The sequence below is a fragment of the Pseudomonas syringae pv. cilantro genome (assembly GCF_001293775.1).
GTDB lineage: Bacteria > Pseudomonadota > Gammaproteobacteria > Pseudomonadales > Pseudomonadaceae > Aquipseudomonas > Aquipseudomonas syringae_P.
Genome location: NZ_LGLN01000033.1, coordinates 311,813 through 331,930, shown reverse-complemented (window position 1 = coordinate 331,930; position 20,118 = coordinate 311,813). Strand labels below are relative to the sequence as shown.

Here is a 20,118-nt window from a genome sequence, read left to right as displayed (position 1 = left end):
CACTTGAACAATCAACTACGAGATCAATATCAGAGTTAAAATTCCTCGTACCAAACAGAGCGATATCCCTTAACAGCCCACCAAATACAAGTACTTCTCCAGCGCTAGAAAGGTCACTAATAAAATTAGTAACACTAGCCCGCCTGACCGAACTAAAAAACCTTATAACCCTCTTCTTGAAGGCTTGGTTACTAGGCGCAATGTCTATCATAAAGAGGCTTTAACTCTGCGTGCAGTGCTATTAGGTAACTATCTGTCATCCCGGAGATAGCATCAGCAAGAAGCTGAGCTTCTTTATAACCTACTGACAAATCGTTCTTAGGATCGTCAAAAATACGACGATAGCTTTCGGAAATCCTAGAGTATACATATTTCCCGAATGGCGTCTCAGATTTGAATTTCTTATTCAACCTGCCATGTACTCCAACCCACAGCATATCCATCGTTTCCTCAATATAATTATTACCCCTTAACTCCAACTCTAGAACACTCTTATGCTTAAATCCATAGGCCATATCGAAGTTCTTTAACACACTACAAAATTTTGCAGCCTTAGAAACGCTCATGACACCTTTGTAGATTTGATCCCCTTTCAAGAAAGAATCTGCAACCATTGAGAATTTTTCGACTACCGCCTGTACCATCGCAGTGATTGCGTGAACTCTAAACATCTGCATAGAACAATCATTTAACTCTTGAGGACTTAAACTGCCTTTCTCAAACTCAGTACTATGAGCTCTCGCGGAAGCGATCACACTAATAGCAACTTCATCATCAACACAGTTTTTTTCAAGATACCTTATAAGATCATAATAAGATGCCAATCCTTTCTTTACAGTATCTTCAGCATCAAGAACTGAGTAGGCGATATCATCGCAGGCCTCCATGATATACGTCAAGGGGTGCCTAACGCCTTCTGAAAGTCCAGTTTCGCTCCAGACTTCATTGACTATCTTTTCTTCGGACTTAAAAAAACCCTGCTTTTTCCAATGTTCAGCACGGATGTTTTTAGTAGAGACAGGGTATTTAATTAAAGCTGCAATAGTAGCGTACGTTAGATTCAAGCCAAATTGGTCATTAAGAATTTGAAGCTTAGTCACAAGCCGAACTGTTTGAGCATTACCATCGAAGTTCAGGAAGTCGTAAGCTGCCTCACTATCCCCAGAAAAGACTTCATCCTCATATTTTTTAAACCAATTTCTTATTGCATATTCACCCTGATGCCCGAAGGGAGGGTTACCTAAATCATGGACCAAGCCAATTGCAGCTAGCAGAGCGGGTATACTACGCTGTAAAAACTCCGTACTTCTATCTGAATTAAATATCGCAATATTTTCATAAACCAGACGAAGCCCTATACTTCTAGCTAGTGTAGCCACCTCATGAGAGTGGGTAAGCCTAGTACGAACGCTGTCGTTTTTATCTAGTGGAAAAACTTGAGTTTTATCTGCGAGCCGCCTTGTAGGAGCTGAAAAAAGAATTCGATCATAATCTCGCTCTATCTCAAACCGCCCATTGGCCGTCGCCGAGACATCTTTAGATTTTAATCTATCTTTCCTACGACCTTCATTTAAAAGCAAATTCCAATTTAACATACAAGACTCCCTTCACTTACAGCTTCGGCTTTACTTACCAAAAGATAAGCGCCTGCAAAAATCTCAAAAAAATTTTATACTTACAGATGTCCACCAACACCCACTATAGCGAGTATCCGCCGCAACTCCAAATCAAACGGCACCACCCACAACCTCAACCCCTCCGAAAACTCAAAAACCGGCAACGCCTCCTGAAACGCCCCTCGCTTCGGATAAATCAGCACCAGATCCCCCTGCCCGCCCAGATATTTCTGCCCATACGCAAACATCTGATAAAAATCACTCTGGCTCAGGCCATAATTTTTGCTGCCAAGCTCGCTGTCCAGCCGCTTCCATTTGGTGTCCAGAACCCAGCTTTTCTCTCCCTGCGTAATCATCAAGTCAGGCCGCAGCTGAAAAACCTTCTTGCCCTGATGAGTACACAGATACTCGCTGCTGCGCTGGGTATGCAGTGTCGCATCTGGCGGCAGTGAATCCTTCAGGCATGCAGCCACGTAGCGTTCAAACAGTTTTTCCATTGGGAACAGCAGGCTCATGCCCTGCCATTCGCCCGCAATCGCCAGTGGCGTTTGCTGTTGGATGATGAGTTCACACCACGGTTTTACCGGTTGGTAGTGAGCCATTAGCCGGTCGTGACGCCACTGTTTAAAATCTTGAGTCGTGTCTCGGCTGGTTGGAATCTCTTGCAGCATTGAGCGTAGTTCGTGGGACAGGCGCCAGTTGCTGGGATCTTCGGTGGTTTTGCAGACGATATCTAACGCTGTTTTGAGTAGGCGGTTCTCGGGGCGATCAGGTAGGAATATGTCGTGGCGGATTTGGAATTGGTGCTGCCGTCCTGGGGGTTGGCGCATCTGGCGGGCAGTGTTGAGTTGGCCGCGTAGATACCGCTGTTCTTCTTCCAAGCGCTGGTAGTCGAAGCGAAGGCCGCGCTTGATAAGGTGGTCGAACGCTTCTAGAAAGCTGCTCATTACCCATTCAGTCAAAGGTGCGTCGAAGCGCTGCAACGCGGTTGCACCAACCTTGCGGGTTGGCAGGTCGAGTGACTTCTGAATCATACGCCTGAGCAAGACACGGCTCTGCTGGATGCAATCACCTTGTTCAAAATGCTTGGGCAGGATTTCGATTCGTGTGCCGCAGGGTGTTTCCAGCGCGCCAACATAGTTGTCGAGCTTAAGCCAGCGGCGGCCTTCAACTTGCACCAGCGCTGCGCCGGCTTTGCTAAAGCGTGAGCTGGTTTCGCAGAGCCAGTCGAAGGCTGTGGCCGACACTTGGGCTACATCGAGTGTCGGGTTGGGAATATTGCCGGTGGTTAGCCGAGCATATTCTCGGACCGTAACAGTGGTTTTCACCCCTGCTGCTCGCTCAGAAACTTAATGATCTTGCGTCCGAGGCTCCGCGTATTCAGCTCGCTACCCGACGCGGACGTAATGGAGATGCCTTGCTTGCTCGCAAGTTCGCGCAACAGCGGCTTTGCGGGCTTAATGTGCTGACCTCCGCGATACACATCGATACGACCATCGGCAGACTGCCTTATATCTATCCCGTCTGTTCTGACGTTTTTTGCTTCCAGCAGCGCACCGACTTCCAGGTTGTGATCAATCACACCCAGGTACGATTCAATCTTCTGGAACGCTGGCAGATTCAACTCCCAACGCTCATTGCTCTGACCCACTGTGACCGCATCCCCAAACAACGCAGTGAGGTCTTGGCCCGGCTGAATCAGAAAACTATTCTCTGGAGCCTTACGTTGGTCGTTGAGAACCCACTGGATACGCTGCCAATCCTCAAAGAAGTATTCTTGAAGCAGCGGTAGAATTTGCTCGCGGAAAATGCCTTCCAAGCGCTCCAACGTAGGCTCGGTCCTGAGAGGCATAAAGTACGCATGGCCAAGGCAGTGGTCTCGATCAAGCAGGGCCGCTATACGTTGGTTCATCACGCTGAGCAATTCGTCGATAGCGATACCATCAACTTCTACTTCATCAAGCAACTCTGGATTGGGCGGAACCTCAACAAACGTGAAGCGACGACGCAGGGCGATATCCAGCGCAGCCAATGATCGGTCAGCGGTGTTCATGGTGCCGATCAGATGGATGTTGCCGGGGATGCTAAAACGCTCTTTTGAGTAGGGCAGCGTGACTTCTAAAGCCTCGTCTGCGCCTGCTCGCTTGGAAGGCTCAATGAGCGTAATCAGCTCGCCAAAGATGCGCGAGACATTGCCACGATTGATCTCATCAATGATCAGCACCTTGGCGTCGCTATGTTGAACGGGGGCAGGCTCAAATAAGCCTTCCTCGTTTTTGCCCAACATGTGCTCGACCATTGATGGCAAGAAGTTCTTGTAGCCGTTCACCAAAAATGGATCTAGGACGGAGCCCGGCACTTTCTTGTCCCAGCGACCATTGCCCAGTTCTTCGATAGTGAAGGTGCCAGCGTCCACATAAGAAGCGAGCGTATTCAGCAGACTCATGCCGATGGGAAGGTGTTTACCTTGGGGCTTCTCCATCTCAACCACGTCAGGCGTGGCGCGGGTCACTTTGTAGCCTGTGCCGTAGCGATCACCTACCTTGAATGCACGATACTTTCCGCTCAGTTCAGTCGCGACTGACTCGCAAAGGCTCTTGAAGACACCAGATACCACTTCATAACGGATCTGACCTTGCTCGTCAGTTGTAGCGCGTAGCCCTTCGACAAAATCTTCATAGCTGAAGCTCTGATGAAAGGTCACAAAGCGCACGTCGCCTGCTGCGAGCAGTTCGTCGAAACGAGCCTTCAGCGCTGATCGGCTACCAGCATTTTTAGCAAGAAAAGGCTGATCAAGGATCTGCAACGTCGCTTCGACTGTGGCGTAGGTTTTCCCCGTACCGGGCGGACCGAAGAAAATCTGATTAAGCGAAGGCATTGCCGAACGTCCTTGTAGGAAAAGTCCGACAACAGTATCTAGATTGCCAGCATGGGTAAAGAAGAGCGTCAATGTTTGCTGCAGACCCAGCAACCACCATCACACCCTCACCCTCCCAAACGCCTCCGGTACTCACTGATCATCTCTTTGCTAACGTCTTCCTTGAAGCAGACAGGTGCCTCCCCGCCTTCACGGCTGTACGCGCTGCGCTTGCCGCATCGGCTGCCGTTGCGCGCGGAGTTGTAGGGGCATGGGCAGTTGCCGGAGTAGTTGTCGATGGATTCTTGAATGATGGCTTTGACGAGTGAGGCGTCTGATGCCGGGGTTTCTCTGGCGTGTGCGGAGAAGGCGCACAGTAGCGCCAGTACGGCGACGAGAACTGTCCCTGTTTTTTTCATGGCTATTCCTTAGCGAGTGCAGACGGACGTCTGTTGCAAGGTTTTACCATGACATCAATAAGCCATCAATCTCCCATTGCGAGCACGGATCGTCTAGTGGCTATAGCCGCAGCCGTAACGCCTTGAGGCTTCTACTCTTTCGAGCAGAAGCCAGGTTATCAAGGCCTGCGGGACCACGATTGGCGCTATGAGCTCTGGCTGTTTTTGCGTTCTATCGCCAGTTCTGTCAGGGCGACCATGCGCTCGTATCGCGACATCATGATCTGCGAGTAGGCGCACATGAAGTAGAAAATGATGTTTGCGCCCGCCAGTGCAAAAACCCAGTCCAGGCGTGCGGTCATTATCCCGGCGCTGGACAATGTTTTGCTGAGGGCCGTCAGTCCGACGGCCAAGGCCAGTAATCCGGGGAATATGCCGATCTTTTCTATGGCGCCGGTCACGAGGTGCGTGCGCTTTTCGAGGGCACTTCGCTCGTTTTTCAATTCCACTATGCCGAGCTTCAGCGTGTCGCAGGGCAAGCTGACCAGTTTCGGCAGGTACTGCGCGTCGATCTGCATGATGGTCTTGACGTTGGCTTGCATGAGGCTGGCAAAGGGTGCGGTCAACACTTTTCTTATCGAGTCGCGATAAAGCCACATGCCAAGCAATGGATAAATGAGCAATACCAGGTAGGACACGCCGATGAGTCCCCAACTGACGTAAGCGGTCCAGCTCAGAGACGCGATCAGGCTGAACGGGGCGATCAGGACCGCCACTATCGAAGGCGCGATCATGCCAAACCAGAACACTCTGGTGTCGATTTTGTACGCTTTGCTTGATTGGTGCTGCTCACGATTTTCTTTGACGGCGGTTTTGTATGCCTGCTCGATGTCGGCGACGATTTGCAGGTATTGATCGATCTCTTGGGTCATGAGAATCCTTGGTTGAGCGGAACAGCAATGGGTTGGGCATTGGAAGGCACTGTGGGCTGCCGCAAGCAGTGTATTGACCCTTTGGGTGGTCAGGGCCGTCCGATCTTGATGCAGGGGTAATCTTACGGAACTGATCAACAACTACGTGCAGCTGTCTTCGAGCGGCTCAAACAGACGCCATAACCACTCTTAACTTCAGAAGTTTCCTACATCCGAGGCGGAAAAACGTCCTTAGACTGATCGCTTACTCAGCAGGACGATCATCTATGGCTAATTACAGCTACATGACTATTAAGGGCCAAACTCAAGGCTTGATTTCGAAAGGCTGTTCCAGCAAGGGTTCACTGGGCAGCAAGTGCCAGACTGAGCATCTGGATGAAAATCATGGTGCTATCGTTGACGCACAATATGGCCAACATTGGCAATCTTAACCAGACTACTCATCGACCAATAGTGATCACCAAGAACGTCGACAAGGCCTCTCCTCTGCTAAATAAAGCGCTGGCCAACCGAGAACCCATAAATTGCAAGATTGACTTCTACCGTACTTCGCCTGCCGGTGCCCAAGAGAAGTTCTACACGATCAAGATAAGCGGAGGCCTTATTGTCGACCTGACCCTCGATGTGCCTCACGCCATTTTTCAAAATGATGCAGAGCCGCAAGAGCACATGGCGATTCTCTACCGCGACATAGACTGGATCCACCATCTTGGAGACACCACCGGAGGAGCTTCGTGGGGCAATGAACAGTGAGCACCACGGCTAGACGGGATGCGGCTGGCACTCATGACTTGTGGCAAGTCAGACAGGCAGCAACGTTTCTGTCAGGACAAGCCTGCACGCTATCAGCAAGGCATATACACGACGGCGCGCTCAGGCTGCAATTCAATCGGGAAGTGGCTTATTACGCTCGGGGAATTGTCAGGGATGTTGAGAGTGGTGCGAAGAGTGTTGATGAGGGGCTGAGGGCAATCAAGCGTGAGCAGAATAGCCTGATTAGCCAGTCAACAGAGATGACTCAAAAAGGCATAGGCGCTGCCGCTGGTGCACTTCAGATCACGAGCGGCTTAGGCATATGCTATGCATCCGCCGGTACGCTATGCGTCTTATTTGGAATGCCATTGATCGCGCACGGTGCAAATAACGTTTATGAGAATGGGCGAAATATTATTGAAGGCAGATCTGATACAGAAGGTCCAACAAGAAAAGCTTACCAAGCCGTTTCTAAATTTGCTGGTGGAAGTAAGTTTGAAGGCAATATGACTTATGGTGCTATGGACTTGCTTCTGTCTGGATATGGCATGGGCAGAATGATTCTAAGGCCCGACGCATGGAGACTTTTTCGCTATACAAATACTGATTATATAAGAGCCTACAAGATAGCACCTATCGGAATCCTGACACTCGAAGGCACATCCAATTCAATGACCTTAAAAGGAATGCACAGCGAATGGAAGTTGAACAATGAATGAAGCGCTGTGTTTACTCGCACTATTAGTAGCAAGCGTTATTTTTTATTCACCATCGCTGTATGCAAGATATTTGCTTTCAGGTAAAAAACTGTCCTCCACTGTTTTTTGGTCACTACTGGCCTACAATTTCTCATTTACTTATATTCATTTGGATTTTGCAAGAAATGGAAAACTGCCATTCTTGGGGCATATGGATAACTCAATTATGGGCTGGGTGTCGTATTTTTTCATTTTCGCCCATGCATTTTCTTTTCCATCTCCCCCTAACCAAAAAAATGGGTACCCAAGAAAAAAAGACCGGATGAAATTTGATATCAAGAAGTAGAGATCAGAATGAAATATCAGCTTGGAAGCTGGTTTGCGCACCGCGTCCGTGAAGGCGATTTCAACGCGTACAAGACCACTCCAATCGTAGTTTTTGGAGTTGATCGCACATCGGACGTCTTCACTACGCACTCTGTAAAAAACCAATGGGCGTGCCTATATGAGTGATATCAGTTTTTATGTGTTTTATATATTTTTTACTGCCGTTTTTTATTTCCCGACGTTGTGGGCCAGGTACAGATTTTCAGGAGCTGCCTTCACCTCACTAAAATCATGGAGTGTCATGAGCTACAACATAGGCTGCGGGTATTTTCATTTAAAATTTGTCGCCTATGGAACCCTGCCTATCATAGGAGAAGCTGAAAACCCTACGCTTGGCTGGATATCTTTATGCATGCCCGTTATCTACGCACTGTCACTGCCATCACAAAATATAAAACAAAAAGAAACTCCATGAGTTATGAGTAGCGAGTCAATCAGACAGTAATCTGAAAAGGGCCAACGATTTACTGACAGACAATATGGTCTTCCTGACGAGTCTGGAGGGCGTGCTTGTACTTTGAGGCAGTGGCCGTTTCAGGAGGTTATTACTGCGGCGAAGCAGCCCTGGAACAGGTCACCTCGGTTATACCTGATGTACCGCATGCACTGATTTTGCTGCCGGTTCCCGGCAGTTCGCGGACGAGTCCGCTCCCACGGCCTTTGGCCAGAAGCCAGGGGCTGTGAGTGATCCAGCATTTACGTGATGACCAAGATTTGACGTTGAGCGTCGTGAGGGCGATGGGCACCACAGGAGCCTGCGGGGCTACTAGACCCCGCAGGCATCCTCCATCAGAACTGCCAATCCAACGAAAGACCTACGCCATGGGTTTTATCCCGTGCACCCAGCAAGCCGTTGTAGTCCAGGTTGATGCGTGCGTCCTTGCCCAGCGTGAGGCTGGCGCGGGTGCCGACTGCGGCGGCGTCGCGGTCCATTGAGACACTTTGGGTGTTGAAGCTGTTGCCTGCGCTGGCGAAGGCCAGGTGTTGCTCGGCCGAGGTGTCGCTCAGGTTGTGTTGCCAGCCGAGGGTGGCGGAGACGTCGAGTTTTTGGGTGTCGTTGAGGTTGAAGCGGTTGCCGGCGCGCATGCCCAAGGTTGAGAGCACGGTGTCGCGGGTGTCGTCGCTGCCTTTAAGAGCCGTGGCGCCGCCTTTTTCGGTGAAGCTGTCGCTGTCGAAGTGCACGTAAGCGAGGTTGGCGAACGGTTCCAGTGCCAGCGGTTGCAGGTTCAGGCGGTAGGCGGCTTCTGTGAAGACCTGGCTCGACCGGGCATCACGCTTGACCTTCTGGCGGTCGGAGAACTGCCCGAATTGCAGGTCGCGTTTCACGTCGATGCGGTGCCAGCTGTGCGACGCGCCTGCGGTCAGGCGTAAGGCGCCCTGTTCGTGGCCGATGTACGCGCCCAGGTGGTAGCTGTCTGCCGATGCGCGCGAATGGGTGTCGTCGCCCAGGCTGAGCGAGGTGTCGCTGTAGCCTGCCATTGCGCCCAGACGGGTGTGGTCGCTGATCAGGCCGTCGACACCGGCGAGCAGGCCGCCCAGCGATGAGGTCGAGCTGGCGCTGTCGCTGCTGTCGGCGTTTTTGCCCCACGCGCCGAGTGCCTTGACCCATACCGAGTTGTCTTCGCGACCCGCTGCCGGCTGGTCGTACAGGCCTTCGACGCGCAGGCGGTCACCTACGGCGTCGCGCAATTGGCGGCTGTCGTTGATCAGTTGTGTGGCGATAGCCGGATGCACTTCGCCGGACAGTTGAGTGAATGCGCGACGTGCGGTGGCGGTGTCCGGGCTGAGGATGACGCTTTCGTACACCGAGTTGCCTGCACTCAGTTGCTCGATGGCCTGGGCCACGCTGCGCTGGTTGTCGGTTTGCGCGGCGCTGGCGAAGCTGTCGCCGTTACGCGCCAGCGCGAGGGTTACGCCGGTGCCGGTGTAGGCCAGGTTGCCAGCCAGGAACGCATAGTCGTCGGTGACCGAACCGAACTGGCCCTGAATGCCGCCCGCCGCTTGCAGCACGTTGTATTGGCGGCCGATGACGCTGCTGGTCTGGTTGCTGCTGAGCAATGAGGTGGTGTCGTTTTCCAGCGTCAGGGCCATGTTGGCGCCGCTCACGGTGGCGCTGCCGGTGGCGACGATGCGGTCGCTGGCGGTGGGCGACAGCTCGACGGCGTAGGTCGAACCTGGTTCAAGCGTGACATCGCCGTTGACCTGCAAAGTGCCGATGGAATTGCCCGGTGCAACCACGCCACCGTTGCGCGCCGTCAGCCCGCCGATCTGGCCGTTACCGCCCAGCGTGCCGCCCGCGTTGACTTGCACAGCCGAGACCAGCGAACCGTTGACCGACAGCACACCGCCGTTGACCAGTGTGTCACCGCGATAGGTGTTGGCACCCTCCAGAATCAGTCGGCCCGCGCCGGATTTGATCAGGCTGCCTTGGTAATTGCGCTGTGCAGCGGCGGCCGCGCGGGCGGTGCCTGTTGCGTAATCGGCTTGATCCTGCTGGCTGGCGGTACTGGCGACGCCGTTTTGCCAGCCTTTGTTGATCAAGGTTTGCTGCCATGCAGCTTGTTCGGCGGCGTCTTCGGCCTGACGCTGAAGCAGCGCCTGATCGGAGATGTCATTGCTCCAGATGTCGGTCAGGCCTGCGCCCAGATTGGTGTCGAAAGTACCGAGCAATTGACCGGGACCACGCATCGCCCGCTGCAGATCGGCCACGCCCCAGCCGACGCTGCTGGTCGGTGCCTGAGTGACTGAGCCGTCGAGCTGGGTGGCGGTGGTCAGCAGTACTTGCAGCGCCTGCTCGTTGTTCAGGTAGGGGAAGCGTTCCATCACCAGCGCCAGCGCGCCGGTGGCATGCGGTGCCGACATCGAGGTGCCGGACTTGATGCCGTAACCGCCACCCGGCACGGTGCCGTTGATCAGCCGACCGGGCGTGGTGATGCACCAGTATTTGGCCAGGCCGCACTGGTTGTAGCGCTGACCGTTGCTGCCATCGAGGCCTGACACGGCCAGCCAGTGGCCTTCGAGGTCAGGCTCGAAATAGGGCAGTGAAGCGCGCACGCTGGCGTTGGCGTAACCGGAGTTGCCGGCGCTGAACACGTTGATCACGCCCTTGCGCGACACATCGGCCGCTTCGTCCAGCCAGGTGCCCCTGTTGTAATGCTGAGCGTAGGCCGCGCGCATGCCGGCTTCGGTGGCGTAGGTCACGTCGGACGGCTGGCTGCCCCAACTGTTGTTGATCGCGCGCACGCCGGCATCCGCCAGTGCGCCGTACACCGCTTTGAAATACTGCGGATCGGGGTTGGGGCCGAACAGGAAACTGTCGTTCTGATTGGTGTTGCCGACGTAGATTTGCGCGTTGTACGCCACGCCGTGCATACCCTCGCCATCACGCGCGGCGCCCATGGTGCCGGTGACGTGTGTGCCGTGGGTGTCGTTGTTCGGGTTGATCGCGCCGGTGACGCTGAATGGCGAACCATCGACGTAGGTGCCGCTGGCGGTGACTGCGTGATAGCGCGACGGTGTGGCTTCCGGGTGGGACGGATCGAAACCCGAGTCCAGCGCACCGATTTTGATGCCTGCTCCGGTGATGCCCGCAGCGTAGGCTTGATCCGCCTGAATGCGGCCCAGGCCCCAGTCACTCTGAAATTCTGCCGAGCGCCAACTGGCGGCATCACCCGGCTTACCCTGCTCGATGTAATCTGCTTGGGCCGAGCCGACAAACGAGAAAGACAGGGCGAAAAGTGCGCCCGTTGCTACAGGCTTGAACGAATAACGCACAGCACTAACGCACTTGAACTTTTGCATCCTTGCACACCTGTTAATGGTCGGCTCTTCATTGAGCAGGACCCGAACATAATCCGCAGTTAAACACTTGGCAACAGATTTATTTCAATTTTGATACAGACTTTCAATTATATGGATAACGCATTACTGGTTATATTTATCAGTGATATCCATTTGAATTTATTGGGTTTATTTGAGTGACTGACGGATGGTTTACTCGGCTTTAGTAGTGGCTATCTAATTGCACGCACTTGTACTTTTGCAGTTTCGCACGGCGTATTTCCAGTAACAGCTCGTTAAGTTTGTTAATTATTCAGAGAAGAGAAAGTTGTCCGACTGCGATGGGTTGCGAAGCGGCCCTGAAATTAATTACCTCTGATATACCGTGTGTACCGGTTTTGCTGCCGGTTCCCGGCAGTTCGCGGACAAGTCCGCTCCCACACCCGGTCCGGTCCGCTCTCTGTCGCGCTCTGCGGGCAAAAGCCTCTCCCCCGAGTCTATCGGCTGAATCGCTCCGCCAGGCTGTGCAGGTACTGCGCCATTTCTTCCAGTTCGGTGCTGATCTGTGAGCCTTGTTGCGCCTGGGCGGCGCTTTGGTCGCAGAGTTGGGCAATGCGGGTGATTTGCTGGCTGATGTTTTCCGCGACGTGGCTTTGTTCTTCGGACGCTGAAGCCATTTGCTGACTCATGCCGGTGATGCGGCTCACGGCCTGGCTGATCCCGTCCAGCGCCTTCTGCACTGCCTCGACGCTGGCGACGCTTTCCAGCGAAATCTGCTCGCCTTTGTTGGCCGTCAGCACTGCCCGGTTGGCGTTGTCGCGCAGTGAGGTGATGATCTGCTGAATCTGCTCGGTCGAGGACTGCGTGCGTGACGCCAGCGAGCGCACCTCATCGGCCACCACCGCGAAACCACGTCCCTGCTCACCCGCGCGCGCCGCTTCAATGGCCGCATTGAGCGCCAGCAGGTTGGTTTGCTGAGCGATGGCGTTGATCACGTCCACCACGCTGACAATCGACTGTGTCGCATCAGCCAGCTCGCCCACGGCGCTGCCGATGTCGGTGACCGAGTTGGCCATGTGACGAATCGCCAGCAGGCTCTCATCGGCCAGGCCGCGCCCCTGTTGCGCCAGCTTGTCGGCTTCCTCGGCAGCATGGGCGGTGTTCTGTACGTTGTGGGTGACTTCCTGAATGGTCGCGGCCATCTGGTTGATCGCCGTCGCCGATTGATCGGCTTCGCTGCGCTGCTGATCCAGCGACTCTGCCTGACGCAGCGACAGTTGCGCCGATCGCCCGGCATGCTGACGAACGCTTTCACCGGTATCGGCCAGTCGCGTCAATGCGGTCTGCAAGCGCGCTTCTTCACTGAGCATGGCCAGATCGAGTTGCGCCTGCGGGCCACGGTTGTCGCTGTAAGTCAGCGCGACCAGCGCACTGGTGAATGCTTTGGGATGTTCTGCAAGCGTCTTGCTGATACTGCTGCGTTGACGCATTTCCAGATAACTGCCCAAGGCAACCATCACGATCGGAATCATGATGATCGAAGGCAGATCGTCCAGCAGGTAGACGCCGGCAGCGAGCGCCAGGGCGCAGAGGATCATCGGCAGCTGGCGAACCAGGTAGTAAGCCGCCGTGCTGGTCGCGGACACGGCCGGTTTGCCCGCACGCAGTCGCGCATACAAGGCTTCGGCGCGACGTACCTGATCGCGGGTCGGCAGCGAACGCACGGACTCGTAACCGACGATGCGGCCATTTTCGTACACGGCCGTAACGTAAGCGCTGACCCAGTAATAATCGCCCTGTTTGGAGCGGTTCTTGACCACGCCCATCCAGGGTTTGCCCTGTTTGATGGTTTCCCACATGTGCGCAAACACCGAAACGGGCATGTCCGGGTGGCGCACCAGGTTATGCGGCTGCCCGACCAGTTCTTCACGGGTAAAGCCGCTCAGGGTGACGAAGGCGTCGTTGCAATAGGTAATGTGACTGTTGAGGTCGGTGGTGGAAATCAGGCGTTCAGATGCCGGAAACGTTCGTTCAGTCTGGGTGATGGGCATATTGACGCGCATTAAATCCACTCCTTGAAATACTCGATATTCCGTGCCGGTCTTGCGCGAAATGCAGGACCGGTTTCAACACATTCTTAGCAGAACTTTTGCGTTCAACTGATGCGCGCCAACAATTCCCGGGCCATGCGCCGATGTTCTTCGTCGGACTCGTCAATGACCTGTTGCAGAAGTTCTCGGGCCGACTCGACCTGCCCGTCTTCAATCAGTACCTGAGCCTGATTGATCTGACTCAAGGGCGGCTCTTCGAGATCGAGCAGGTCGAAATCCGAATCATCGTTCATGAAGCTGTCGAGGAACTCGTCGCTCAGGTCGTCGACCGCCGAAGGGGCGACGACTTCAATGGGCTCAACGGCATCGGGCTCGGCGAAATCGCTGAGGAACTGCTCGTCAGACAGCTCAAAAACCTCCGGTAGCCGGGTCAGGTCCGAAGAGAAACCGGGGTCCACTTCAGCGGGCGGGGTCTCGACTACAGGTTTGCTGCGCGGCGGCGGGCTGTCGAACGGATCGACCAGGTCCCAGTCAGCATCCATCGACAGGTCATCGAGGTTCAACTGGAACTCATCGGCGTGCTGCGGGTTCAGGGCGGCGGCGGTGGTCTCGTCGAGCTGCGCGACCGGCTCGGGCTGAAGGTCGGCCTGCAAGACATCGTCGGCTTTATCGATAGACAGCGCGCTGGCAGCAGCGGCCGCCGCTAGCGGAATGCTCGCAGCAGGCACGGGTGAAGGCACGACGTCGGCAGCCTTGAGTTGCGGGAAGCGATCGCGGATGTCCTGAATAGTCTGCGGATCGACACCGTGTTCCAACGCCGAACGCTCCTCACGGACAAACCCGACGCCATCACCCTGCTCTGCCAGCAATTCCAGCAGCCTGACACGAATATCGTCCCGCTCCGGCTGCTTCTCGAGCGCGCTGCGCAAAATGCCCATCGCCTCGCTGAAACGCCCGTAGGCGATGTAGATGCTGACGCCGTCCAGCGCATCCGGAACCGCACTGGCCGCACGTTGCGGCGTTGCGGTTCTTGCCGCTGCGGGCGGAGATGACGGTTGCGGCGGCGCGACGGCAGGCACTTCGAAAACCGGGAGCATGGCGGCCTGCGCAGGTTTGATCAACGGCTCGTCCGGCGTCGTCGCCGGGGTCGCAGTCAGTTTGCGTTGACGACGCTTCGAATAGACCAGCGCCAGCAGCAGCCCCACAATCAATAAAGCCGCGAGCAGGATCGGCACGCTGATAAACGGTTCGCTCGGTGCCGTAGCGACCGGCGTCTGCACGGGTGCAACAGGCACGGCGGGCGGATTGACCGGGGTGGCAGCAGGTCGCGCGGCGGACTGCGCCAGCGCCAGGTCGCTGCGCAGAGCGATGATCTGCTTGTCCTTGCCGCTCATCTGCTCTTGCAGGTCCTGAGTCTGGGCTTTGAGGGCTTCCAGCGACTGGGTCAACTGCTGGTGTTCAATCGCAGCGGTCGATAGCTGGTCGGCCGTGCGTTGCAATTCCGCAGGCGGCGTTGGCGCGGCAGCAGGCGCAACGGCATTGCTGGCCGTGGGCATGACCGCCGAGTCGGGCAGCAGCAGGTCTTGGCCCACTTTAAGCCCGCTGCTCGCACCACTGGCGAACACCTGCGGGTTGAGCAAGCGGATACCCTCGGCCAACTGACTCGCCGAGACCTTGTTGCCCGGGCCTTGCAGCCGGCTGGCGATACCATTCAGCGTGTCGCCGCTGACCACTGTGTAATGCTTGCCTTGCACCGCTGCGGGCGGCGCCACCGGCATGCGGCTTTCCGGTGCCGAGCTGGCCGAACGCAGCTGATTGCGGCTGCGCGTGGCGGCCAGGCCTTGGGGCGAAGTGGCAGGATCGAGCAGCAAAGTGTATTCGTGCAGCAAGTCGCCATTTGGACGCGCCAGTTGCACGAGGAAGCTCAGATAGGGTTCGGTGACCGGCTTGCTGGAAACCACCCGTATGACACCGCGGTCACCACGCAGCACTGGCGTGAAGCGCAGATCGTTGAGGAAGAACACCCGCTCGATGCCGGCTTTGGCGAAGGCCTCGGGCGAAGCGAGCCTGGCGACGATGTCTTCGCTGCTCAGGCCACCGGTCTCCAGCAGCTCGATCTCGGCGTTGAGCGGCTGGTTGAGTGCCGAATGCAGGCTGATTTCACCCAGCCCCAACGCAGACGCCAAGGTGGAACAGCTCAGCAGCGAGATCGCCAGCACGCTTTTGCGCACTACGTTGCGCGCCGTGCGGCCTGCACCTTCGACAGCAGCCAGGGAATTCTTGAGCATGCGAACCCTTATGGAAACCACTGCAGGCTTCTCACGTAATCAGATGGACTTCAGTATCCGTCGCCAGAGTATGGTTGAGAACTCGCTGCTTCGTCTCAGGATCTTTCCAGATTGGCCAGAATCTGTGAATGCACACGCATGCTGACAAGCAGGTCTTCCTCGCTCACCCCCTCGAACAACTCTTTGCGCAACACATTGGCGATGGTTTCGATCTTTTCGATCAGGGGCAGCGCCGTGTCGCACAACAGAATTTTCTTGGCGCGCCGATCTTCGGCCACCGCCACCCGCTGCACCAGCCCTTGAGCTTCGAGGCTGTCGAGCAGCCGGGCCAGGGTCGGCCCTTCAACGCCGACGCTTTGCGCCAGTTCGCGCTGTGTAGGCGGTTCGCTGAAGAAGCGTGCAAGGTGCAAAAGAACCAGCCAGCGAGCCTGCGATAGACCCAGGCCGGCCAGTCGACGGTCCAGCTCGGCGCGCCAGCCGCGGGTCAGGTGTCCGAGTTGCATCCCGAAACGATGGTCTTCAGTCAATGGCATAAGGAAACTCATGATAAAAACTAATTATTAGCGAGCTAAGCATGGTCCTTATGATCAGGCAAGCAGGAGGCGGTGACGATTCGTCGCACGCCGTTATACCTCAAATTCCGATTGCAGCGCCGCACGCACGCAATACAGCACGCCTTCCGGGACCCGTCCGGCGAACTGCTCGGCAATCGCCGAGACCGGCGGCAACTCGCCTTCGCCGTCGAGAAAGGCATCCTGCACCTCGCCCAGCAGGTCTTCCGGCAGATCGAGCGCCTGCTCGATGGACAATTGCTGCTTGCCGATGGCCTCGGCCAGCAGGGTGTAGACATTTTTCTCCGAGCACTGCAATTGCCCGGCGATCTGCGTCGGGGTCATGCCCGCACGCGCCAGGCTGATCAGTTCGTGGCGAATGTCGGCAACCACTCGCGGCGCCTCGGCCTTGCCGCTGAGCACTTCGAGGAAAGCCTCGCCGTAACGCTCCAGCTTACGTGCGCCGACACCACTGACTTTGGCCATCTCGGCCATCGAACCGGGTTTGCTGCGCAGCATTTCCAGCAAGGTCGAGTCCGGGAAAATGACATACGGCGGAACGCCATGTTCTTCGGCCAGTTTACGCCGCAGGGTGCGCAGCGCTTCCCATTGCTCGCGCTCTTCGCCACGCACCAGTTGACTGGCCGGGCTGCCGGAGCTGCTTCGCGAGGTGGTTTGTGGCTTGAGATCACGGCGCAGTTCCAGAGAAACCTCACCGCGCAGCAACGGCCGACAGGTGTCGCTCAGACGCAGGCCGCCGTAGCCTTCAAGATCGATGTCTGCCAGGCCGCGCGCCACCAGCTGGCGGAACAGCGAGCGCCATTCGGCTTCGCTGCGCGCCTTGCCGACGCCGAACACGGACAAGTGCTGATGACCGAAGCTTTCTACTTTATCGTTGGACTTGCCGAGCAGCACATCCACCAGATGCCCGACGCCGTAGCGCTGGCCGGTACGGTAGATGGCCGAGAGCGCCTGACGCGCAGGTTCGGTGGCGTCCCAGGTCTGCACGCCATCGACGCAGTTGTCACAATGGCCGCACGGGTTGGGCATGTCTTCGTCGAAATAGGCCAGTAAGGTCTGACGCCGACAGCGGGTTTCTTCACACAGTGCCAGCATGGCATCGAGCTTGTGCTGCTCCAGCCGCTTGTGGCGCTCGTCGCCTTCGGAGTTCTGCAACATCTGTTTGAGCATCAGCACATCTTGCAGGCCGTAGGCCATCCACGCATCGGCCGGCAGACCGTCGCGCCCTGCCCGCCCGGTTTCCTGATAGTAGGCTTCCAGGGATTTGGGCAGGTCCATGTGCGCAACGAAGCGCACGTTGGGTTTGTCGATGCCCATGCCGAACGCAATGGTCGCCACCATGATCAGGCCTTCCTCATTAAGGAAGCGCTTCTGGTTGGCGGCGCGGGTTTCCGATGGCAAGCCAGCATGGTACGGCAACGCCGGGTAACCGTTGTCGCTGAGAAACACCGCCACTTCGTCGACTTTCTTGCGTGACAGGCAGTAGACGATACCGGCGTCGCTGCGCCGCTCGGAGAGGAACGCCAGCAACTGTTTGCGCGGCTGCTCCTTGGGCACGATGCGGTAGAAGATGTTCGGCCGGTCGAAGCTGGACAGAAAGCGCTCGGCGTTTTGCAGATGCAGGCGGGTGACGATTTCTTCCCGGGTGCGCTTGTCGGCGGTGGCGGTCAGCGCGATGCGCGGCACATCCGGAAACAGTTCAGCCAGTTGCCCCAGTTGCAGGTATTCCGGGCGGAAGTCATGCCCCCATTGCGACACGCAGTGCGCTTCGTCGATGGCGAACAGGGCTATTTTCAGGTTCTGCAGAAATGACAACATGCGCGGCTGGACCAGCCGCTCGGGGGCAAGGTAAAGCATTTTCACTTCGCCCAGACGAATCCGGTTAGCCAGCTCGCGCTGCTGTTCGGCGTTGAGGGTCGAGTTGAGGGCCGCCGCAGAGACGCCCAGCTCGTCCAGCGTAGCGACCTGATCGTCCATCAGCGCGATGAGCGGCGACACGACCACGCACAGGCCGTCACGCAACAGACCCGGCACCTGGAAACACAACGATTTGCCACCGCCGGTGGGCATCAGCACCAGTGCATCGCCGCCGTTGGCTACACGCTCAATAATGGCACCCTGGCGACCACGAAAGCTGTCGTAGCCGAAGATGTCTTTAAGTACGCGTTGTGCCTGCTCAAGCATAAAAACCCCGGAATATCCTGCTGCACTGCAAAACGCAGGAGTATACCCGAGCGCTCGGGGGCAATGGATGAAGGAGACATGAGTGGTCGAAATTAACTGCAATTGACCTGCGCGCTGGCGCCTCGGACGCGCAGGGCCTAGAATTCAGCATCGTTTATTTCCAAGGTAGTGCCTCCATGTCCTTCGCTGAGCAATTGACCCGCCTGCAAGTCTTCCTCGATGCAGATGAACTGCACGATGAAGCACTGGACTACGTGGCCGCGCATGGCTACCTGACCGCCCTGTCCATCTGCTCCGAAGAAGTACCGGAGCGTGAATGGATCGACGCTCTGTTCTCCGAGCCGCCGCATTACGCCAGCGAAGAGCAGCAGATAGAGGTCGAAGCGACACTGGTTGCACTGAAAGCGCACATTGCCCGCCAACTGGCGTCGGACGAGGAGTTCGACCTGCCTTGCGACCTTGACCTGGGCGACGACCCGGATGACTCGGACCTGCGTGGCTGGTGTATCGGTTTCATGGAAGGCGTGTTCCTGCGTGAAAACGCCTGGTTCGAAAGTGCCGAGGAAGAAGTCAGCGAAATGCTGCTGCCGATCATGGTCGGTTCGGGCCTGTTCGACGAGCAGCCGGAATTTGCTGACATCGCTCAGGACGCCAACCTGATGGACGACATGATCGTGCAGATCCCTGAAGCGCTGACCGCGCTGTACCTGCTGTGCCAGGCGCCGGACGAAAAGCCGGCGATTCTCAAACCCCGTCACCACTGAGTCGGCGCCTATGGCGCAAGATGCACCGCGCACCAGCCGCTATTGGTGGGTGCGCTATCTGCTTGCAGCGGTCGGCTGGCTGAGCGTTGCGCTGGGCGTCATCGGTATCTTCCTGCCGGTGCTGCCCACCACGCCCTTTCTGCTGCTGGCCGCTGCCTGTTTCGCGCGCAGTTCTCCACGCTTCTATCACTGGCTGATCAACCATCCGCAGCTCGGTCCGTGGATTCGGGATTATCTCGAAGGCAACGGCATTCCGCTCAAGGGCAAGGTCTACGCGATCGGCATGATGTGGGCGAGCATCAGCCTGTCGTGTTACCTGGTGCCCTCGAACTGGGCTCGCGGGTTCATGCTGACCAGTGCTGTGCTGGTGACGCTCTATATTCTCAGGCAGAAGACGCTGCAAAAGCGTTGAGCACGACTGCCGTGTATCTCCCATGAAACAGCATGTTTTCCGGCATAGCGCCTATGCGAAACCCGTCTGAGGTCGCGCTGAAACTCGCTTAGGCTTCAGTGACACGCCTCGAATGGATTGAGGCGGGTGATTCGCCAGCGACAGGCCGTCTGACCTGTTCTCAGGGAGAAAAAACATGCGAGATCTGAACCCTCTTTACAGCGCCGTCCTGCAAGCGGTGGAGGCGATGGCTCCTTCCGAACAACCGCCAATGCCCGAAGACATGACGCCGGACGAGCACGCACCCCAAACGCAGCACTACACTGAGTCCCAATTGCGCCTGCATCGATTGCTGAACGGCGACTTTCAGCCAACAGCTGAACGGGCAGACACCGACCCGATTGCGCAGCCTGCAAGTGAACGGCAATGACCGTTCACTCTGCGCGC

16 protein-coding genes and 2 pseudogenes are annotated in these 20,118 nt (G+C 56.3%); 7 read left to right on the top strand and 11 right to left on the bottom strand.

What is annotated here, in order from left to right; all coding sequences use genetic code 11:
- Window positions 1-191 precede the first annotated feature (191 nt).
- The 5 genes from dgt to ABJ99_RS08410 form a co-directional block, all read right to left on the bottom strand.
- Window positions 192-1,595: a dGTP triphosphohydrolase gene (gene dgt / locus ABJ99_RS08430; protein WP_054085434.1), complete on the bottom strand. Its 1,404-nt coding sequence runs from the start codon at window positions 1,593-1,595 to the stop codon at window positions 192-194.
- Window positions 1,596-1,675: 80 nt separating this feature from the next.
- Window positions 1,676-2,944 (bottom strand): McrC family protein, encoded by a 1,269-nt coding sequence (locus tag ABJ99_RS08425; RefSeq protein WP_054085433.1) that lies wholly within the window; start codon window positions 2,942-2,944, stop codon window positions 1,676-1,678.
- Complete coding sequence (locus tag ABJ99_RS08420; protein WP_054085432.1) at window positions 2,941-4,494, bottom strand: McrB family protein; 1,554 nt, start codon at window positions 4,492-4,494, stop codon at window positions 2,941-2,943. The genes ABJ99_RS08425 and ABJ99_RS08420 overlap by 4 nt, the downstream gene beginning before the upstream one ends.
- 107 nt (window positions 4,495-4,601) lie before the next feature.
- Window positions 4,602-4,892 (bottom strand): DUF2059 domain-containing protein, encoded by a 291-nt coding sequence (locus tag ABJ99_RS08415; protein WP_054085431.1) that lies wholly within the window; start codon window positions 4,890-4,892, stop codon window positions 4,602-4,604.
- A gap of 185 nt (window positions 4,893-5,077) precedes the next feature.
- Complete coding sequence (locus tag ABJ99_RS08410) at window positions 5,078-5,941, bottom strand: hypothetical protein (RefSeq protein ID WP_230080997.1); 864 nt, start codon at window positions 5,939-5,941, stop codon at window positions 5,078-5,080.
- Window positions 5,942-6,069: 128 nt separating this feature from the next.
- On the opposite strand from ABJ99_RS08410, the pseudogene ABJ99_RS08405 reads away from it, so the two are divergent.
- The 4 genes and pseudogenes from ABJ99_RS08405 (at window position 6,070) to ABJ99_RS28135 (ending at window position 8,056) form a co-directional block, all read left to right on the top strand.
- Window positions 6,070-6,556, top strand: a pseudogene (locus ABJ99_RS08405) (Hcp family type VI secretion system effector).
- Window positions 6,553-7,275 carry a DUF4225 domain-containing protein gene (locus tag ABJ99_RS08400; protein ID WP_054085429.1) on the top strand — a complete coding sequence of 241 codons (723 nt, stop codon included), beginning with the start codon at window positions 6,553-6,555 and terminating at the stop codon, window positions 7,273-7,275. The pseudogene ABJ99_RS08405 and the gene ABJ99_RS08400 overlap by 4 nt, the downstream one beginning before the upstream one ends.
- Window positions 7,268-7,600 carry a hypothetical protein gene (locus ABJ99_RS28140; protein ID WP_147461934.1) on the top strand — a complete coding sequence of 111 codons (333 nt, stop codon included), beginning with the start codon at window positions 7,268-7,270 and terminating at the stop codon, window positions 7,598-7,600. The genes ABJ99_RS08400 and ABJ99_RS28140 overlap by 8 nt, the downstream gene beginning before the upstream one ends.
- 159 nt (window positions 7,601-7,759) lie before the next feature.
- Window positions 7,760-8,056 (top strand): hypothetical protein, encoded by a 297-nt coding sequence (locus ABJ99_RS28135; protein WP_147461933.1) that lies wholly within the window; start codon window positions 7,760-7,762, stop codon window positions 8,054-8,056.
- Window positions 8,057-8,430: 374 nt separating this feature from the next.
- Here ABJ99_RS28135 and eprS read toward each other — a convergent pair whose 3' ends face one another.
- The 6 genes and pseudogenes from eprS to recQ form a co-directional block, all read right to left on the bottom strand.
- Window positions 8,431-11,442, bottom strand: a complete 3,012-nt coding sequence (gene eprS / locus ABJ99_RS08395; protein WP_054085428.1) for an autotransporter serine peptidase EprS — start codon at window positions 11,440-11,442, stop codon at window positions 8,431-8,433.
- Window positions 11,443-11,918: 476 nt separating this feature from the next.
- Window positions 11,919-12,953 (bottom strand): methyl-accepting chemotaxis protein, encoded by a 1,035-nt coding sequence (locus ABJ99_RS08390; RefSeq protein WP_375232735.1) that lies wholly within the window; start codon window positions 12,951-12,953, stop codon window positions 11,919-11,921.
- 249 nt (window positions 12,954-13,202) lie between these two features.
- Window positions 13,203-13,472, bottom strand: a pseudogene (locus ABJ99_RS29765) (PAS domain-containing protein); the annotation flags it as partial.
- A 104-nt stretch (window positions 13,473-13,576) separates the two neighbouring features.
- The gene (locus ABJ99_RS08385; RefSeq protein WP_054085426.1) at window positions 13,577-15,760 is read right to left on the bottom strand and encodes a FimV/HubP family polar landmark protein; all 2,184 of its coding nucleotides are present in this window, start codon (window positions 15,758-15,760) and stop codon (window positions 13,577-13,579) included.
- A 95-nt stretch (window positions 15,761-15,855) separates the two neighbouring features.
- The gene (locus ABJ99_RS08380) at window positions 15,856-16,293 is read right to left on the bottom strand and encodes a MarR family transcriptional regulator (RefSeq protein ID WP_007251539.1); all 438 of its coding nucleotides are present in this window, start codon (window positions 16,291-16,293) and stop codon (window positions 15,856-15,858) included.
- A 93-nt stretch (window positions 16,294-16,386) separates the two neighbouring features.
- Window positions 16,387-18,516 carry a DNA helicase RecQ gene (gene recQ, locus ABJ99_RS08375; RefSeq protein WP_054085425.1) on the bottom strand — a complete coding sequence of 710 codons (2,130 nt, stop codon included), beginning with the start codon at window positions 18,514-18,516 and terminating at the stop codon, window positions 16,387-16,389.
- Window positions 18,517-18,692: 176 nt separating this feature from the next.
- Between recQ and ABJ99_RS08370 the strand changes: the two genes are divergently transcribed.
- The 3 genes from ABJ99_RS08370 (at window position 18,693) to ABJ99_RS08360 (ending at window position 20,101) form a co-directional block, all read left to right on the top strand.
- Window positions 18,693-19,280, top strand: coding sequence for a UPF0149 family protein (locus tag ABJ99_RS08370; RefSeq protein WP_054085424.1), 588 nt, complete (start codon window positions 18,693-18,695; stop codon window positions 19,278-19,280).
- A gap of 10 nt (window positions 19,281-19,290) precedes the next feature.
- Window positions 19,291-19,692: a YbaN family protein gene (locus ABJ99_RS08365; protein ID WP_054085423.1), complete on the top strand. Its 402-nt coding sequence runs from the start codon at window positions 19,291-19,293 to the stop codon at window positions 19,690-19,692.
- Between the two features lie 175 nt (window positions 19,693-19,867).
- On the top strand, window positions 19,868-20,101 hold the full coding sequence (locus ABJ99_RS08360) for a hypothetical protein (RefSeq protein WP_054085422.1): 234 nt from the start codon (window positions 19,868-19,870) through the stop codon (window positions 20,099-20,101).
- Window positions 20,102-20,118 lie beyond the last annotated feature (17 nt).